The organism is Phocaeicola fibrisolvens (assembly GCF_025567125.1).
GTDB lineage: Bacteria > Bacteroidota > Bacteroidia > Bacteroidales > Bacteroidaceae > Phocaeicola > Phocaeicola fibrisolvens.
The window spans coordinates 1-17,516 of the sequence record NZ_JAOQJI010000060.1; the positions used below are offsets into that span (position 1 = coordinate 1).

Consider the following 17,516-nt stretch of genomic DNA (forward strand, 5'->3'; position numbering starts at 1 on the left):
AAATGACAATAAAAATGGCATATGAAAATGATAGACCATAATCACTTCATATGCCATTTTATTTTTGGGGGACATTTACTGAATATCCCTTACATACAGCAGTACCGTACAGGTAAATTCCACTAACACCGCCTTGGCACTCGGCTCGGGCGACATGGAAGTATTTGCCACTCCCGCCTTGGTGGCTTTAATGGAAAATGCGGCCATGCATGCCGTCCAACCGGCTCTTCCGGAAGGCTCCACTACCGTAGGTGCCATGATACAAACCACGCACCTCAAACCCTCCGGTTTAGGAGAGGAAGTTACCGCCACTGCGGAACTTACCGAAGTAGAAGGCCGGAAACTGACCTTCAAGGTAAGTGCTTCCGACCGCAAGGGACTGGTGGGCGAAGGTACCCACATCCGATATATTGTGGACCGGGAACGTTTTTTGAGCAAACTATAACCCAAAGAATCGAAGTGGATCAGTCGTCATCTGACTATCCACTCCTCTATCGTTCCCGTTTCCGAAGAAAATACGGCTCCTATCTGATACAGTTTACGGGTATCTGCCCCATATTCTTTCGCATAACCTTTCTCTTCTATCTGCCGCATGGCCTCTGCAGCTGTACCGTCAAGCTTGAACTCAAAGATATACACATAATTAGGAGTCTCCACAATGCAATCTACCCGACCTTGACTCTGCACCTTCTCCGTATAAACCGTATAGACACTAATCAGGCGCATGATCAGATAGAAAGTATAGTGGAAATACCGTTCCTTCTCACGCTCGTTCTCCTTACGGCGCATGGTATAGGGGATGCTGGCCAGGAAAGAAGTCAGGCCTGTGCAGAAATCATCGAGTTCCCCCTTTTTCAGTTGTGAGGCCGCTTTCCTTATCCATGCGGCAGTCTCAATCTTATCAAAGTACGAGGAAGCCACCATCGTAAGGAAACCACGCTTCACTTCGTTATTAGGGAAATCAAGAAGGAACGTTCTTTCTTCCATGTCAAACTCCTTGATGGTCAGATAGCCGCTCTGATAAATCATCGGCAAAGATTGTTCCACACTCGCCTTGTAATCGATAAATTCCTCCGGAGAATAATACTTTCCTGTAATCTCGTTCATATTTTCGTTTGAGTGCGCCAACAAACGGATAAGATAGGTAGGAGTACCGCTCTTGAACCAGTAATCATAAATTCTTCCGGAATCAAACGCATTGAGCAAACTGAAAGGGTTATATACATCCGTCATTCTGTCACTGAAATGATAACCATCATACTGCAATTTCAGCATATTCATCATTTCATCAAAAGCACATCCGTAATCATCTGCCATCTGCCCGACAGACTCCCTGAAATAATGCTCAAATTCTGCCTGCGATATACCGCAAAGCGTCTCATACTTGGCGTGCATGCTAATGTCTTTAGGCTGGTTGAAACCACTGAACACACTCACCTGCGAAAACTTCGTCACACCGGTTAGGAAGACAAACTGCAAATATTCATCTGCCCCCTTGAAGGTGGAATAAAACCCTTTCAGAATATTACGGTGTTCCTCCTCCAGGTCCTTGTCATAGTCCAAGACATCGAGAACAGGTTTGTCGTATTCATCCACCAGTACCACGGCACGCAAACCAGACTTCTCATAGGCCGTTTTCAGCAGTTCGATAAACCTCAATCCGGTGGGAAGACTTTTGTCTGCCTCCATTCCCAGTTCACGCTCCCAGGAAGACACATACCCGTCAATCCAACGCTGTAGAACGCCTTTCTGGGTAAAGTTTCCTCCATTGAAATCGATATGAAACACCGGATACACCTTCCAGTCTTTCTCCAGCGCCTCCATCTTCAGGCCCTTGAACAACTCCTTCCTGCCGAGGAAATAGTTTTTCAACGTGGATACCAGCAGACTCTTTCCGAAACGGCGCGGACGGCTCAGGAAATAAATCTTACCTTCCTTCACCAGACGGTAAACCAAATCAGTTTTGTCCACATACACGTAACCGTCTTCTATCAGCTGGTCGAAGCTCTGTATTCCGATGGGATATTTCATACGATTCAATTGATAATTAGGATGAAGTAATTGTTAATTACAAATATAGCGAAAAACCAAACAAAAGGAGAAGAATTTATCCTAATTTGTTCCAAACTCAGGATTCATCTTCCCAGGTGAGAAGTAAAATTTACTCCGGTAAAAACTTCCATTTCCCCATATATTTTCTCCCAAACTTCGGGACAATTTCTCTGTACCACACTGTGAAATACAAAAACCACAGTGTGGGATATATATTTCACAGTGTGGGATACAAATTCCGCAGTGTGAAACAGAGAATGTTTCGGGACAAAAAGAAGTATGCGACAAGACCTCTGAACTTTATCTCAGGGGATGCTGAAAGTATCCGTCGGAAGCCACAAAAAAATCCTGAAAGCCGCCCTCTGTGCAGATGCAGACTTTCAGGATTTCCTCACCGAAGGTAAAGCAAGCCTTCTCAAATACTATATTACAGCCAGTGCAATCAACTGAATAAACAGAATCAGGAACACCATGGCGATGGGGTACACTGTAGCGTAGGCCACTCCCGGTATGTTACTGTCGGTCATGGAATCGGCTGCCGCAAGTCCCGGGGTACTGGTCATACCGCCGGTGATGGTGCCCAGCAAATCGAGCAGACTGACCTTAAACACCAGCCGTCCCACGACTGCCGCCAACAGCATCGGTACCAAGGTAATCAAAGCACCTACCCCGAAAAGCAGGAAACCGCTCTCCTGGAAGGTAGCCACCAAGGTCTTTCCGGCAGACGTACCCACTTCGGCCAGGAACAGCAGCAAGCCCAACTGACGCAACAACTGGTTGGCCGGTCCCGACATGGACCAGATAATCGGTCCCGTCTTGCCAATGGCACTCAGGAACAACGCCATCATCAGCACGCCCCCAGTCAGTCCCGGAGAGAAGGTCATCCCTCCTCCAAAGGAGATATGCAGTTTACCGAACAGCACACCCAGCACAATACCCATGGCAATAGGGAAGAAATCAGTATCCGAAAGGCGTTTCACGTCATTACCCAGCAACCGGGCCACTCCTTGTATCCCTTCCTTTTCGCCCACCACCATCAGTTTGTCACCAAACTTCAGGGCCAGTTCCGGCGAGGGAGACAAATCGATACCGCTTCGGCGCACGCGGGTTACCGTACAACCAAAGTTCTTCTGCAAGTTGAGTTCACCCAGCTGCTTGTTAATCATGTCTTTCTTGGTCAGCAACAAGGATTCAATACTCTGCGTATGGCTCAGTGGAAGCTCTCCCTCCTCCCGTTCGCCCAGCATCAGGGCCAGATTCTTCAAGGAATCCTCACTGCCCACCGCCTGGATGTGGTCGCCTTCCTGCAACACGGTATGAGCTTTCGGAATCAGAATCTCATCACCCCGTTTCAAGCGCGAAATCACGGCCCCCGTCATGGCCCGGATATTCAACTGAATCAGGGTACGGTTGAAAACGGTAGGATTGGTCACCCGGAACAGGCAGGTGTTCAGTTCCGGGAACTGGCTGCGCCGTTCCTTTTCCAAGCGCCGGGCCTCTTCGTTCAAATCGATGCGCATCAGCTTGGGAAGCAGTTTCACGAATAAAATCACCCCAATCACCCCAAACGGATAGGCGATACCGTAGGCAATGGAAGCCAGCGGCGACTGCGTGCTGTCGATGGCCACTGCCAAACCCGGCGTACTGGTCAGCGCCCCCGCAATCAGTCCCACGATACTAGGTGTATCGATATCGAAAAGATACTTCATGGCCACCCCCGTCAGACAGGCAGAAGCCACAATCAGCAAGGTAATCAGAATCAAGGTCTTTCCTTTGCTCCGGAAAGAATGAAAGAAACCCGGACCGGCCTGGATGCCGATGGTGAAAATGAACAACACCAACCCGAAGGTTCCCAGTTCCTTTGGAATAGACACGCCCCAATGCCCGAAAGCAAGGGCGATAAAAATCACGGCAGACACATCGAGCGACAACCCCATCACTTTGATACGTCCGAGCATAAAGCCCAAGGCTACAATCAAGAAAATTGCAAAATACGAAGTTTGCAGTAAGTCTGTCAACATAAAAAATTAGAATAGTGTGAATAAAATCGGGATAAAGATAAACAAATTTTGCGAATATCCTTATCCCGACTTCTGAATTCACTCCTGCAAACTATGGATATACTCGTAGAGCTTCTTGTAAAAGGCATGTTTGGTCAAAGTGGAAGCATCCCCCAGAATGATGAGTTTCATGCGGGCCCGCGTGATGGCCACGTTCATACGGCGCAAATCGTTCAGGAAACCAATCTGTCCGTCTTCGTTGGCCCGTACCAGACTGATGAGGATGACGTCGCGTTCCTGCCCTTGGAAACCGTCCACCGTATTGATGGTAATCAGGGAACGGTAGGGCTTGAAGAACGCATCTTTCTTGACCAGCTGGCGGAGGTACTGCACCTGCGCCTTGTACGGCGAAATCAGTCCCACGTCGATGCGTTCTTCCAGGAAACGCTCCCGACCGATTTTCGTAATGTATTCCTTCAACTGCCCGATGGACAGTTCCGCCTCCGGCTTGTTGATGCGCCCGTAGTTTTCACCCACAAACTCCTCGTTGCAATCCATCCCCTCGGTATTGACCCACTCAATCGGAGTATCGAAGTCCAGGATGCTGCGGTATTTCACTTCGGGGGCCGAACGAAGCATGCCTCCGTAAAACCAGTCGGACGAGAAGCGCATGATTTCATCGTTCATACGGTACTGCACCTTCAACAATGACACCACCTCCGGCTTGTTTTTCACAATGCACTGCATCAGCGTATGACCCAGTCCGGCACGCAGGGCCTCCGGACATTTCACCGTAGGCGGCAACTGACAATGGTCACCGGCCAGAATCACCCGGTCGGCTTTCCGCAACGGAATCCAGCAGGCCGCTTCCAACGCCTGTGCCGCCTCGTCAATGAATACCGTTCCGAACTTCTGTCCCATCAGCAGACGATTGGCGCTTCCCACCAGCGTGCAGGCAATCACCCTCGCCTCACTGAACAAAGCTTCGTTGATGCGGATTTCCAGTTCCGTAGCCCGGTCTTTCAGCGAATTGATTTTCTGCCGGATACTCTCCCGGTCGGCTCCTTTCCGGCTGCGGGCATACAATTCGCGCACGGCCTTGCGGATACTCCACAGCTGAGGGTAGTCCGGATGGGCCTCGAAACGCCGTTCGTAGGTGAATGACAGCATCTTGTCGTTTACCCGGCTGGGATTTCCGATGCGCAGCACACTCACGCCCCGGTCGACCAGCTTCTCACTGATCCAGTCGACGGCCATGTTGCTCTGTGCGCAGACCAGCACCTGATTTTCCCGGTGGAGGGTTTCATAAATGGCTTCCACCAGCGTGGTCGTCTTTCCCGTTCCGGGAGGGCCGTGTACGATGGCCACATCCTTGGCATGCAACACCTTGTTGACCGTCTCTTCCTGCGTGGCATTCAACCACGGGAAACGCACCGGCTGAAACGAGAAGGTGGATACGGGCTGTGTGCCATGGAAAATGTCCCTCAGCTCTGCCAAACGGTTGTTCTTCGCACTGAGCACCTGCTTGACGGCCTCGAACATCAGCCGGTAGCTGGTCTCGTCGAAATACAGCTGTACCCCCAGCACTTCCTTGCTCTGCAAAGCCAGCAGCGCATTGGCATCCGGCAGAATCACCACCATACGGTCTTCCTCCACATAATTCACCGTGGCCACAAAGTTCAGGTAGGTCAGTTTGCCCGACAAGTCCTGCGTAAAGAAACACACCGGACGACCATACTCGAACAGATGCTCAATCTCCTTGTCCTCTTTCCGTTCCACCTCGATGACCAGCTGGTTCAAGGCGTTGTAATAACTTCTTCCCAGCGACAAGGGATACCAGCACATGCCCCGTTTGATTTTCCGTCCGATGCCCATCAGTTCGGTCTGCTGCTTGAACTGCGCTTTTTCATATTCATACTCCAGCTTCAACAGCTCATACTGATGCTGCAAGTACAACACCGGCAATTGGATGACTGTATTTTCTTTCTTCATTTCTTATTCTTCAGCTTGCAGAGGTCGGGCTTTCAGCCACAAAAAACCTTTTCACGCTCGTGTGAAAGCCCTCTTTCCCTCTAATTTCTGCAAAGTTACGAGGTTTTTGAAAAAAGAACTGGCTCCCCGTTGATTTATTCCCGATAATTTGCTATTTTTGTTTGACGTGTAAACAAAGACAGCCATGAAGAAACAAGCTGAATACATCAAGCGCATTGAGATTAAAGGCTTATGGGGCCGGAAAAACATTGCCTGGGATTTACGCCCGGACGTCAACATCCTGAGCGGAGTGAACGGTATCGGGAAAAGCACGATTCTGAACAACTCCGTACGCCGTCTGAGCGACTTGGAAGGTGGTGCCCTCAGCAACGGAGTGCATGAAGGAGTCTCGTTCACCTTCTATCCGGAAGATGCCACCTACATCCATTTCGATGTGATACGCAGTTTCGACCGTCCGCTACTCAGCGCGGGACTGCTGGATAAAATCGGGAACCAGAACGTAAAGACGGAGCTCGACTGGCAGCTTTATCTGCTCCAGCGGCGCTACCTGGATTATCAGGTGAACATCGGCAACCGGATTATCTCTCTGCTGACGAGCGGAAAGCCGGAGAATCAGGCAAAGGCGGCCGATATCTCCCGACCGAAGACGCATTTCCAGGACCTGATGGACGATTTGTTCAGTGAGACCGGAAAGAAAATCCTCCGCCAGAACAACGAAATCCTGTTTGAACAGGACGGCGATATCCTGACGCCCTACCAGTTGTCTTCCGGCGAAAAGCAGATGTTGGTCATCCTGCTCACCGTATTGGTGCAGGACAACCAACCGTGTACCCTTTTCATGGACGAACCGGAAATCTCCCTTCACGTGGAATGGCAGCAGCGCCTCATTTCTCTCATCCGGAGCCTGAATCCGAACGTACAAATCATCCTGACCACCCACTCTCCAGCCCTCATCATGAACGGCTGGATGGATGCCGTGACCGAAGTGAGTGACATTACAACCCGTTAAAAAAGAAGTAGCCGTATGGGAAAAAGACTGACTGAAAACCTTTCTTCCCTGTACATTGGAGCGGCCAACAGCCTCAAGCCCAAACGTGCGAGAAGAAAAATCGTAGCATACGTAGAAAGCTACGACGATATTTCTTTCTGGAGAACCATCCTCTCGGAATACGAAGACAACACCCGTTACTTCGAAGTGATGCTGCCTTCCCAGACATCGTTGGCCAAAGGCAAGAAAACCGTACTGATGAACCAACTCGGCAAACAGCTGGGTGAGAACATGATTGCCTGTGTGGACAGCGATTACGACTATCTCCTGCAAGGACGTACCCATACTTCCCAATACATCATCGAGAGTCCCTACGTGATGCAAACCTACGCTTACGCCATCGAAAACTATCATTGCTACGCGGAAGGGCTGCACGAGGTCTGTGTCATGGCTACCCTGAACGACCACAAACTCATCAACTTTGTGGAGTTCATGAAACTGTATTCCCAGATTGCTTATCCGCTGTTCATCTGGTCGGTGTGGTTCTACCGCCGGCACATCCTTTCAGAATTCTCCCTGCTGGATTTCTGTTCGTACGTCAAGCTGGACCAGGTCAGCACCCACCATCCGGAACGTAGCCTGGAAAACATGGCGAAAAAAGTCAACCGGAAACTGCACGACCTGGAACACCGTCACCCCGATGCCTTGGGAGAGATTGAAGACATGAAAAAAGAATTCGAACAGCTCGGTGTACATCCCGACAACACCTATATGTTCATCCAAGGCCATCACATCATGGACAACGTGGTGCTGCGCCTGTTAATCCCCGTATGCACCGTGCTGCGCCGGGAACGGGAACAGCAGATTCACGACCTGGCCCTTCACGACATGCAGCTGCACAACGAACTGACCAGCTACCAGCGGAGCCAGGTGGGCGTGGAAGTCGTCATCCACCGGAACAACTTCTATACTCACTCGCCTCTTTATCAGATGATTCGGAGAGACATCGAGAAATTTCTCAAGATTATCCGGTAAGCCAAACGGCGAAACTCCTATACAAGATAGGGAAAACCCTATCAAAGAATGGGCGTTTTCATCTTGACCCGCGCTTTTTCTTCTGCTAATTTTGTCACATAACAAAAAGCTGAAGGAATCACATTCAGCCGGTAAAGACAACGCTTATGAAAACAAAGACATTTTTCCTCTGCTTACTGGCCTTCTGCCTGACCGCCTTGTCCGGTCGTGCTTCCGGCCTCGGAGACTTCCGAATCAACGCACGCTTCCTGACCGACCGCATGGCCTTCGAACTGCATCTGAGCACCGACCAATACAACGACCTGTATGAAATCAACTACGATTTCCTGAACAACGTAGGTCCTTACCTCTCAGGCATCGCCATCGCCGACAGCCGCGCCCTGGATGCCTACTACCGCTACCTGGACGAACGTAACGATGACCTCCGCTGGGTACTCTCCAATGCGGAATACGTGCGCTTCATGGGAATAGAATACTTCTTCCGCCCCATTTATGCCCTCAACAGCGTGTGCTACCTCCGTATCTATCAGGTATATCCCAACCGGAACTATTTTTACTTCGGCCCGCCCCGCCACTACCTGACTTATCGGGGAGGACACTGCCGGGCCCATTTCGGCGGCGCCAGCTTCTACCGAAGAAACTATCCGATACGCTATCGCCATCCGGTGTACAGCCGTCCGTGCCGTATCAGTCCCCAGCTGCGTCCCAAAGATTTTGCCAGACCGAAACCGGGAAACCGCCCGCCCAAACACAACCAATGGCAGTCGGCTCCCCAGCCGGAACATCGCCCCGTGGCCAACGGCAGACCGGACTACCGACCTGTACAAAAGCCCAACAACCGGCCTCAGGCCCGCCCGGAAGCCCGTCCGCAAAGAAGGCCAGAAAACCAACCACAGCGAAGACCTGAAGCCGCTCCACAAAGACGGCCGGCCACTCGCCCACAGGTAAGACCGAACAAAGGTACCACGGTAAGGCCCGGACAAAGCCACTCCCGACAGAATCAGAAAAAAGAAGCGGACCACGACCGAAAATCTCTCTCTAAGCGTCTATAAACACAAAGTGCTGAAGTCCTCCGGAACTTTCTCCGGGAACTTCAGCACTTTTTATTTTTAGACGGATTGACTCAAGCCAAATGAATGCCGTCTTCTTCCAATACGATGCGACGTTTCTTATACAAATCGCCGACAGCTTTCTTGAAAGTCTTCTTGCTTACCCCAAACGTGTGGTAAATCACTTCCGCATCCGTCTTGTCGTTCAACGGAGTGAATCCGTCGTTGTCCTTGATATATTGCCACAGCACCTCCGAAAAATCATCCACCTTCCGTGCACCAGCCTTCTGCAATACCAGGTCAATCTTTCCATCCGGACGTACCTGCTTGATAAACGCCGTCAGCCGCATGCCGACTTCCAAAGGCTGGAAAATCTCATTGTGGTACAGCATACCGCTGAACTTGTTTTCCACAATCACCTTGTATCCCAGCTCCGTGCGCTGCCATACCAGTACTTCCACTTCCTGACCCGGCTGGTAATCCGGCTTTTCGGTCGACAAGAAATGCTCCACTTTGGCCGAAGCCACGATACGGTAGCTTTCCTCGTCCAAGTGTACATACACCACGTAACGCTTTCCTTTCTGCATCTTCATTTTCTGCTCGCGGAAAGGCACAAACAAGTCCTTCATCAGTCCCCAGTTCAGAAAAGCCCCGAACTGGTTTACCCATGCCACTTCCAGACAGGCAAATTCGCCCACCTGTACATACGGCTGCAAGGTAGTAGCCACCAGCCTTTCCTCCATATCGAGGTAAATAAATACATTCAAAATATCTCCAGGCTTGGTACCTTCGGGCACATAACGCTTCGGAAGCAAAATTTCACCGTCCTCATCTCCATTGAGGTACACGCCGAAATCCACTTCCTTCACTACTTCCAACTGATTATATTTTCCTAATTTTATATGACTCATAACAACTCTTTATTTCCGCCAAAGATAGCATAAAAAACTCATATACTCACACAGCCTTCCCTATAAAGAAAAACTAAAAATATTTTTATTTTTACACCGTAAAATAAGTGGTAAGCCACCGTAACTTGTTTTATAATATCATTAAACTTTATATCTATGAAACTCTACACTATTTTAGTTAGTTTTCTGGGACTCTCTTTATGCATGGACACCGCTTTGTGCCAGTCTCCCCAATCATCCAGTGAAATCACATGGAGCACCTTCAACATCCGCTACGACAATCCCTACGACAGCCTGAACAGCTGGACATACAGAAAGGACACCGTAGCCAGTTTCATCAAGGCACACAATCTAGACATCGTAGGTATGCAAGAAGTCCTGCACCACCAGCTTGAAGACCTGAAAGCCCGCCTGCCTGAATATGCCGAAGTCGGCGTAGGCCGAGAAAACGGAAAGACACAAGGCGAATATGCCCCTCTGTTCTATAAAAAAGACCGTTTTGAATTATTGGACAACAACACTTTCTGGCTGTCACAATATCCCGACAGTGTAGGATTCATCGGATGGGACGGTGCCTGTACCCGTATTGCCACCTGGGCCAAGCTGAAAGACAAAACCAACGGAAAAGTCTTTATGGCCATCAATACGCACTTTGACCATGTGGGAACAGAAGCTCGTAAAAAAGGTGCCTTACTGATTATTGAGAAAATAAAAGAAATTGTAGGCTGCCAGCCTGCCGTAGTTACCGGAGACTTCAACGTATCCGACCAGTCGGAAGCCTACCAGACCATCACCGGCAACAGCTTCGTACTGAAGGATGCGCATAAGACAGCTCTCCAACAAGAAGGTGCCCGCTATACCTTCCATGACTTCGGACGCATCCCGGCCGATTCGTGTGAGAAAATTGACTTCATATTTGTCACTCCTCAAATAGAAGTACAGCGCAGCTACATTCCTGAAGAAAACCGGGAATCAAAGAAATTCCTTTCCGACCACAACCCGGAAATCGTACACCTTTCTTTCTAAAGACTAATAAACCGAGAAAAATACATCCCGTCCTCCGGTACACCTCTTTACCTGGACGGGATTTTTTATCTTATACGATACGTCCGTCTACCAGATGAATGGTACGGTCGGTTTGAGTGGCCAGTTCCTCATCGTGCGTTACGATAACAAAAGTCTGTCCCAGTTTGTCGCGCAAATCGAAGAACAGCTGATGCAGCTCGCCCTTGTTCTGCGTATCCAAACTTCCCGAAGGTTCATCGGCCAGAATAACCGCCGGATGATTGACCAAGGCCCGGGCCACTGCCACCCGCTGCTTCTCTCCTCCCGACAGCTCCGCCGGTTTATGACTGCCACGTTCCGACAGACCTAGAAACGCCAGAATATCCAACGCTTCTTTCCGGGCCGTACCCATCGGCTTTCCCTGAATCAAGGCAGGCATCATCACATTCTCCACTGCCGTAAACTCAGGCAACAACTGATGGAACTGAAATACAAAACCGATTTCTCTGTTCCGGAATGCCGACAGTTCCTTCTCCTTCAGCCGGTTCACCTCCGTCCCGTTCAGGACAATGCGTCCGCTGTCCGGCTTGTCGAGCGTACCCATAATCTGAAGCAATGTGGTCTTTCCGGCGCCACTGGGTCCTACGATGCTTACCACTTCACCTTTGGCTATTTCAAGGTCTATTCCCTTCAGTACCTGCAATGAACCAAAGCTCTTGGTTATACCTTCTAATTGTATCATACGTTCCTACAATTTACGAATCACATACTCAGCCAGATAACAGCCAAACACAGCCGGCATATAGCTCACCGTACCCGCCGTTGACTTCTTGTTCTGCTCGTTGTCCACCAATATCACCGCATTGGCATCTGCCTGCTCCGTACTGAACACCACCGGCAGCTTCCGCTTCATGCCCATCTTCTGCAAACGCTTCCGTACTGCCTTACTCAGTCCACAGTGATATGTTTCCCACAAATCGGCAAAACGTACCTGCGTAATATCGCATTTGGCTCCAGCTCCCATGCTGCTGACAATTTTCAGCCCCCGCTGAAGCGCATGATAAATCAGGTAACACTTGGGAGCCACCGTATCAATGGCATCCACCACAAAATCGAACGAAGCACTGTCCAACAGCTGCGGAATCGCCTCATCCTTCAGATAAACCGGGAGTACCGTTAAATCCAGTTCCGGGTTGATGTCCCGGAAACGGGCGGCCAATACCTCTGCCTTCGGTCGGCCAATCACGGAATGAGTGGCCGGTAACTGACGGTTGATATTACTAGGCTGCACCGTATCCGCATCCACAATCGTCATCCGCCCCACTCCGGCACGGCAAATCATCTCTGCCGCATAGGCACCTACACCACCCAAGCCAACGACCAGCACATGTGCGTTCCGCAAGCGGTCCATTTTTTCTTTTCCCAGCAACAGCTCCGTACGCTGCTGCCATTCCATATTCTTATTTTCGTTCATGAATCTTTCTTAAACCATTTATAAAACCAGTTGCCCACCTTGTCATAATACTGCGTTTCGGCCCATCCGCGCGGGTCGGCAAAGCTCAGTGTCTCATTCGGGTCGCCTTTCTGGTCAGGATACAACAACATGATGCTGTTATTATTGAAATACTTGGAAACCTGCATCGGCAAGCGTTCAAAAGAAGAGTCATACGAGATAGAACCTCTTCGGGAACTTACAATCACCAGCAAATGGTCATAATTCACCTGCCCGGTAATAATCAGCAGGTCGTCCCAGTTGTCCAGTTCCTGGAATTCCGTCATCACATCCTTATGCTTTTTCTGGATATATCCCTTGATGTAGCCCAATGTCTGCGGATGGGCAAAGAAATGCAAGCGACATCCCAGCTGACTGCTCATCCGGCACAAGTGCGTAATCCACTTCACAAAGCCATGCTCAAATTCCGACTTGGGAGGCACGGCCACAATGATACGCCGCAACGTGTTTACCGGCATCAGGAAACGGGCAATCATCACCTGCTGAAAGGTATTCTTCAACAAATCTTCTGTCAGATTGCCAAAGAAAGAGTCCACGATACTTGCCTTATAGTGCAGACCTATCACAATTGTAGTAGCTTCCGTCTCTTTAGCCGTATGCAAAATTCCCGTCGCAATGTTCAAATCGAAACGAGAGACCGTTTTCAGCGGGACATTGGCCGAAGCCGCAATCTGCGCCGCCCTTTCCAGGCTCCGCTTGCCCCGCATTTCCAGACGCACCGAATCATTGTTGTCATTAATCACATTCAAGGCCACCAAGTTGTCCGTACGTTTCTCATCCCGCACCACCAGTGCCAGTTGCATCAACCGTTCCAAGGTTTCCGGATTAGCCACCGGTATCAGAATACGTTCCTTTTTCTGTTCCTTCTCTTCGTCCAGCTCCGCATCATCCATCGCAATCCGTTTGGCCGCATGCTCCGTAATAAACGAACTGACCACACAAGTCACCAGAATCAGCAGAATCGTACCGTTGAGCACATCCTCATTGAGCAGACGTTCACCCGAAGGCAGGATAATATTGTAGCCCACCAGCACCGCAGCCAGAGTAGCCGCCGCCTGTGCATTGCTCAAGCCGAACATCAGTTCCCTTTCCACCGGCTTCATGCGGTAAATCTTCTGTGTCAGCCAAGAGGCAATCCATTTCCCCAGCAAGGCCACCACAATCATCACCGAAGCCACCTTGAGGGAATCGATATGTCCGAAAAGCACATTGACATTGATGAGCATGCCCACCCCAATCAGGAAATACGGGATAAACAAGGCATTCCCCACGAATTCCAGGTGACTCATCAGCGGAGACACATGCGGAATCAGGCGGTTCAAGACCAATCCGGCCAAGAAAGCACCCAGAATGCCTTCCATACCGACCCACTCCATCAGTCCCGCTCCCAGGAACACCATGGCCATCACAAAGATATACTGTACCACCTGGTCACTGTAACGCCGGAAAAACCAGCGTCCGATGCGAGGGAAAGTCAGCATGATGACAGCACTCACCACTATCACCTTCATCACCAGCCAAATCCAGAACATATCCGATGTCTCTCCTTTGTACATACCGGAAATCACGGCCAGCACCAGCAACGTCAGCGTATCCGTCACCGCCGTACCTCCCACCGCAATGCTTACCGCCCGCTGACGGTTGATGCCATAACGAATCACAATCGGATAGGCAATCAAGGTGTGCGAGGCATACATACTGGCCAACAATACGGAGGTAATCAAGCCATATCCCAGCAGATGCTGGTTTGTCCACACTCCGATACCCAGCGGGATAATAAACGCCAGCAATCCCAGCACGGTCGCCTTCATGCGGATACTCTTGAAATCCTCCATGTTCATTTCCAGACCGGCCAGAAACATGATGTAATATAATCCCACCTTACCAAAAAGTTCAAAACTGCTGTCGCGGGCCAGGATGTTGAACCCATGTTCCCCAATCACGATACCCGCCAGAATCATGCCGATGATGTGCGGAATGCGCAAACGTTCCAGCACAATCGGTGCAAACAAAATGATAACCAAAACCAAGAAAAAAATCCAGGTCGGGTCAGTAATGGGAAAATCTATATCGAAATGAAACAAATCTAACAATTCTTCCATATAAATGAGCGGTCTGTTTTAAATTTATGGACAAAAATACGAAAAAAGTTCCGCATTTCCCGTTTGGTATTCCAAAATGTTTTAATTTTGCGATTCAATAGCTACAGGACGAATTTTAAATATCTTACTGAAGCACAGAAAACAATACAATCACGGAATTTATTAACTTAAACAAGAAACATAAGAAATGAAAGTAGCAATTGTTGGTGCAAGCGGAGCCGTAGGACAGGAGTTCCTGCGCGTGCTCGATGAAAGAAACTTCCCGGTAGATGAACTGCTGTTGTTCGGATCGTCAAGAAGCGCCGGACGAAAATACACTTTTCGCGGAAAAGAAATCGAAGTAAAACTGCTGCAGCACAACGATGATTTCAAAGGAGTTGACATTGCATTCACCTCAGCCGGTGCAGGCACTTCCAAGGAATTTGCTGAAACCATCACCAAATACGGAGCAGTGATGATTGACAATTCCAGCGCTTTCCGTATGGACAACGACATACCCTTGGTAGTTCCCGAAGTCAACGCCGCCGATGCCCTGAACCGCCCCCGCGGTATTATTGCCAATCCGAACTGTACAACCATCCAAATGGTAGTAGCCCTGAAGGCCATCGAAAACCTCACTCACATCAAGCGTGTACACGTGGCTACTTATCAGGCAGCCAGCGGTGCCGGTGCAGCTGCCATGGACGAACTTTATGAACAATACCGTCAGGTATTGGCAGGTGAGCCTGTCAAGGTAGAGAAATTCGCCTACCAGCTGGCTTTCAACCTGATTCCTCAGATTGACGTATTCACGGACAATGGATATACAAAAGAAGAGATGAAGATGTATAACGAGACACGCAAAATCATGCACTCTGACGTAAAGGTCAGCGCTACTTGTGTACGCGTGCCTGCTCTTCGTTCTCACTCAGAAAGCATCTGGATTGAAACGGAACGTCCGGTATCCATTGAAGAAGCCCGCGAAGCCTTTGCTCACGGAGAAGGTCTGGTGCTGATGGACAACCCGGAAAAGAAAGAATATCCGATGCCGTTGTTCCTGGCTGGAAAAGACCCTGTATATGTAGGACGTATCCGCAAGGACTTGTCTAACGAAAACGGACTGACCTTCTGGATTGTAGGCGACCAGATTAAGAAGGGTGCCGCACTCAATGCAGTACAGATTGCAGAATACCTGATTAAAGTAAAGAATATCGGATAACGGTTTCTTTCCTTTTTATATCATATAAAAAACATCGTTGACACACTTTCTGAAATGAGTTGTCAACGATGTTTTTTTTATCTACAGAAACAACCTTATTAAAAAAGAAGGCCCTGACAGCCTCAACTGTCAGAGCCTCTTGATTCTTAATATCAGTTTTTATAATCGTTTAGTTAGCTGTTTCCTCATCAGCTACAGCGTCTTCCCAATTATCAAACATGAATACGCTTGCATCGTAACCATCGTATCCGTAATTCTGGCGAAGCGGAGCACCGATATTGGCTGTAATAGCAGAGTTCGGTACCGGCCAGAACAAGTTACGTTTGTCCACACGGTAGTTCAATTCCTTGCTTGAGATAATTGAACCATGGTTAAAGATGTTATAACGTGTAGTACGTTTGTACCAGTAACTTCCACCATTCAAATCTGTACCACTCTGTTTGTCCCAAGTAGCCAGGTCGTAAGTTTCACCCCATTCATCGGGTTGACCACTCTTAGCCAAGCACCAAGAGATACGAGCCAGTTCCGGCTGACGCCATTCTTCCAGATAGAGTTCACGCGCACGTTCATCACAAATATCACCGATAGTCACTGTGGTAAACATTTTCTTGGCATTAGCACGGCGACGGATGACGTTAACATCTTCAGCTGCTCCGGTCGTATTTCCTTGATAGAACTTCGCTTCGGCACGCAGCAAGTAAGTTTCTGCCAAGCGGAACAGATACAAGTTACCGTTAGATACATTGTTACCTTTCGTAGCACCATTGAACTGGTTGGCGTTCATATTCTCCTCCGCACTCTGATCAAGGATATAAACCTTATACAACGGAGTAGGGAACCAGCTACGAATAGTATCTGAGCAAAGCAAATCACCTTTCTTAACCAACAGCTTACCATCCGCATCATAATAATCATCCGGTGCATAAAGCATCATGTTCTGTCCATAAAAATCGGATTCCGGATTATTGTATTTCAAATCGGTCATTTCTACCCAGTTACCTTTCTGTCGGTTATGACGCAAATCCTGCCAGTCAGTTTCGCCGTCATAATTCCAAATTGTCTGGTTATAATGATAAGAGGTACGGAAACAACCGATACCACGACCCAGAGCACGTACCCAGTCCAAACTTGCATCATACTTCCCGTCGGCACGTGAATAGTTATACGTCGGTGAACCTAAGTTATGAGGATCACGGATAATACCATTACTCCAATGCACAGTCATGGCACGCATCAACGGATAAGAAATGAATCCTTCAGAATAATAGTTCAAAATCGGCATGATGGTTTCTGTATTCGCTGCATCAGTAATATTAACACCACGGTGCAAATCCCAAATGACGTTGCGTTCTACGGGCCAAGTATCCGGGTTACCTGAAGATACGTTTGTACCAAAAGGAGCTTGCATCAATGCCAGTCCATGGTTGTTAATCAAGTCGGTAGCCATAGCCTCAGCCTTCGCATACTCTCCTACCACCAGATAGCACTTAATAAGTAACTGCATACAAGCTTCCTGGTTCACCGTTCCGATATACCCAATTTCCTTCTGAGGAGGTACATGTTCTACAGCAAATCACTACTGTCCACTAAAAATGGACAAGGTTAAAAGTTAAATAAATTCGGTTCACTTGAACCATATCGGTCTTTGACATTTTTGAAATTCGATTTGTC

At 49.0% G+C, this 17,516-nt stretch carries 13 protein-coding genes and 1 pseudogene; 6 read left to right on the forward strand and 8 right to left on the reverse strand.

Annotated elements, in window-relative coordinates:
* Nucleotides 1-82 precede the first annotated feature (82 nt).
* Nucleotides 83-445, forward strand: a complete 363-nt coding sequence (locus OCV81_RS16040) for a thioesterase family protein (protein WP_148330906.1) — start codon at nt 83-85, stop codon at nt 443-445.
* Nucleotides 446-471: 26 nt separating this feature from the next.
* On the opposite strand, the gene OCV81_RS16045 is transcribed toward OCV81_RS16040, so the two are convergent.
* From OCV81_RS16045 to OCV81_RS16055, 3 genes are all read right to left on the reverse strand, one after another.
* Nucleotides 472-2,031 carry an ATP-binding protein gene (locus OCV81_RS16045; protein WP_148330907.1) on the reverse strand — a complete coding sequence of 520 codons (1,560 nt, stop codon included), beginning with the start codon at nt 2,029-2,031 and terminating at the stop codon, nt 472-474.
* A 443-nt stretch (nt 2,032-2,474) separates the two neighbouring features.
* Nucleotides 2,475-4,073 carry an aspartate:alanine exchanger family transporter gene (locus OCV81_RS16050; protein ID WP_148330908.1) on the reverse strand — a complete coding sequence of 533 codons (1,599 nt, stop codon included), beginning with the start codon at nt 4,071-4,073 and terminating at the stop codon, nt 2,475-2,477.
* 78 nt (nt 4,074-4,151) lie between these two features.
* On the reverse strand, nt 4,152-6,044 hold the full coding sequence (locus tag OCV81_RS16055; RefSeq protein WP_148330909.1) for an AAA domain-containing protein: 1,893 nt from the start codon (nt 6,042-6,044) through the stop codon (nt 4,152-4,154).
* A gap of 184 nt (nt 6,045-6,228) precedes the next feature.
* Here OCV81_RS16055 and OCV81_RS16060 point away from each other — a divergent pair, with 184 nt between their 5' ends.
* The 3 genes from OCV81_RS16060 (at nt 6,229) to OCV81_RS16070 (ending at nt 9,119) form a co-directional block, all read left to right on the forward strand.
* The gene (locus OCV81_RS16060; RefSeq protein WP_072541679.1) at nt 6,229-7,053 is read left to right on the forward strand and encodes an AAA family ATPase; all 825 of its coding nucleotides are present in this window, start codon (nt 6,229-6,231) and stop codon (nt 7,051-7,053) included.
* Nucleotides 7,054-7,068: 15 nt separating this feature from the next.
* Nucleotides 7,069-8,067 carry a DUF4435 domain-containing protein gene (locus OCV81_RS16065; protein ID WP_072541678.1) on the forward strand — a complete coding sequence of 333 codons (999 nt, stop codon included), beginning with the start codon at nt 7,069-7,071 and terminating at the stop codon, nt 8,065-8,067.
* Between the two features lie 146 nt (nt 8,068-8,213).
* Entirely contained in the window at nt 8,214-9,119 is a 906-nt protein-coding gene (locus tag OCV81_RS16070; protein ID WP_148330910.1) for a hypothetical protein, read from the forward strand.
* Nucleotides 9,120-9,190: 71 nt separating this feature from the next.
* On the opposite strand, the gene OCV81_RS16075 is transcribed toward OCV81_RS16070, so the two are convergent.
* Entirely contained in the window at nt 9,191-10,027 is an 837-nt protein-coding gene (locus OCV81_RS16075; RefSeq protein WP_148330911.1) for a CvfB family protein, read from the reverse strand.
* 204 nt (nt 10,028-10,231) lie between these two features.
* Here OCV81_RS16075 and OCV81_RS16080 point away from each other — a divergent pair, with 204 nt between their 5' ends.
* Complete coding sequence (locus OCV81_RS16080; RefSeq protein ID WP_262640453.1) at nt 10,232-11,053, forward strand: endonuclease/exonuclease/phosphatase family protein; 822 nt, start codon at nt 10,232-10,234, stop codon at nt 11,051-11,053.
* Between the two features lie 70 nt (nt 11,054-11,123).
* On the opposite strand, the gene OCV81_RS16085 is transcribed toward OCV81_RS16080, so the two are convergent.
* From OCV81_RS16085 to OCV81_RS16095, 3 genes are read right to left on the reverse strand one after another with little or no spacing between them, the layout of a single operon-like run.
* Nucleotides 11,124-11,774 carry an ABC transporter ATP-binding protein gene (locus OCV81_RS16085; protein WP_148330913.1) on the reverse strand — a complete coding sequence of 217 codons (651 nt, stop codon included), beginning with the start codon at nt 11,772-11,774 and terminating at the stop codon, nt 11,124-11,126.
* A gap of 6 nt (nt 11,775-11,780) precedes the next feature.
* Nucleotides 11,781-12,506: a tRNA threonylcarbamoyladenosine dehydratase gene (locus OCV81_RS16090; RefSeq protein ID WP_148330914.1), complete on the reverse strand. Its 726-nt coding sequence runs from the start codon at nt 12,504-12,506 to the stop codon at nt 11,781-11,783.
* Complete coding sequence (locus tag OCV81_RS16095) at nt 12,503-14,647, reverse strand: cation:proton antiporter domain-containing protein (protein ID WP_148330915.1); 2,145 nt, start codon at nt 14,645-14,647, stop codon at nt 12,503-12,505. The genes OCV81_RS16090 and OCV81_RS16095 overlap by 4 nt, the downstream gene beginning before the upstream one ends.
* A gap of 187 nt (nt 14,648-14,834) precedes the next feature.
* On the opposite strand from OCV81_RS16095, the gene OCV81_RS16100 reads away from it, so the two are divergent.
* The gene (locus tag OCV81_RS16100; RefSeq protein ID WP_148330916.1) at nt 14,835-15,845 is read left to right on the forward strand and encodes an aspartate-semialdehyde dehydrogenase; all 1,011 of its coding nucleotides are present in this window, start codon (nt 14,835-14,837) and stop codon (nt 15,843-15,845) included.
* Nucleotides 15,846-16,014: 169 nt separating this feature from the next.
* Here OCV81_RS16100 and OCV81_RS16105 read toward each other — a convergent pair.
* Nucleotides 16,015-17,418: pseudogene (locus OCV81_RS16105) on the reverse strand (RagB/SusD family nutrient uptake outer membrane protein); the annotation flags it as partial.
* Nucleotides 17,419-17,516 lie beyond the last annotated feature (98 nt).

Excerpts from the sequence above, each read along its gene's own strand:
- OCV81_RS16045 (WP_148330907.1), bottom strand. The coding sequence starts at position 2,031 with ATGAAATATCCCATCGGAATACAGAGCTTCGACCAGCTGATAGAAGAC.
- OCV81_RS16050 (WP_148330908.1), bottom strand. The coding sequence starts at position 4,073 with ATGTTGACAGACTTACTGCAAACTTCGTATTTTGCAATTTTCTTGATT.
- OCV81_RS16055 (WP_148330909.1), bottom strand. The coding sequence starts at position 6,044 with ATGAAGAAAGAAAATACAGTCATCCAATTGCCGGTGTTGTACTTGCAG.
- OCV81_RS16060 (WP_072541679.1), top strand. The coding sequence starts at position 6,229 with ATGAAGAAACAAGCTGAATACATCAAGCGCATTGAGATTAAAGGCTTA.
- OCV81_RS16065 (WP_072541678.1), top strand. The coding sequence starts at position 7,069 with ATGGGAAAAAGACTGACTGAAAACCTTTCTTCCCTGTACATTGGAGCG.
- OCV81_RS16070 (WP_148330910.1), top strand. The coding sequence starts at position 8,214 with ATGAAAACAAAGACATTTTTCCTCTGCTTACTGGCCTTCTGCCTGACC.
- OCV81_RS16075 (WP_148330911.1), bottom strand. The coding sequence starts at position 10,027 with ATGAGTCATATAAAATTAGGAAAATATAATCAGTTGGAAGTAGTGAAG.
- OCV81_RS16080 (WP_262640453.1), top strand. The coding sequence starts at position 10,232 with ATGGACACCGCTTTGTGCCAGTCTCCCCAATCATCCAGTGAAATCACA.
- OCV81_RS16085 (WP_148330913.1), bottom strand. The coding sequence starts at position 11,774 with ATGATACAATTAGAAGGTATAACCAAGAGCTTTGGTTCATTGCAGGTA.
- OCV81_RS16090 (WP_148330914.1), bottom strand. The coding sequence starts at position 12,506 with ATGAACGAAAATAAGAATATGGAATGGCAGCAGCGTACGGAGCTGTTG.
- OCV81_RS16095 (WP_148330915.1), bottom strand. The coding sequence starts at position 14,647 with ATGGAAGAATTGTTAGATTTGTTTCATTTCGATATAGATTTTCCCATT.
- OCV81_RS16100 (WP_148330916.1), top strand. The coding sequence starts at position 14,835 with ATGAAAGTAGCAATTGTTGGTGCAAGCGGAGCCGTAGGACAGGAGTTC.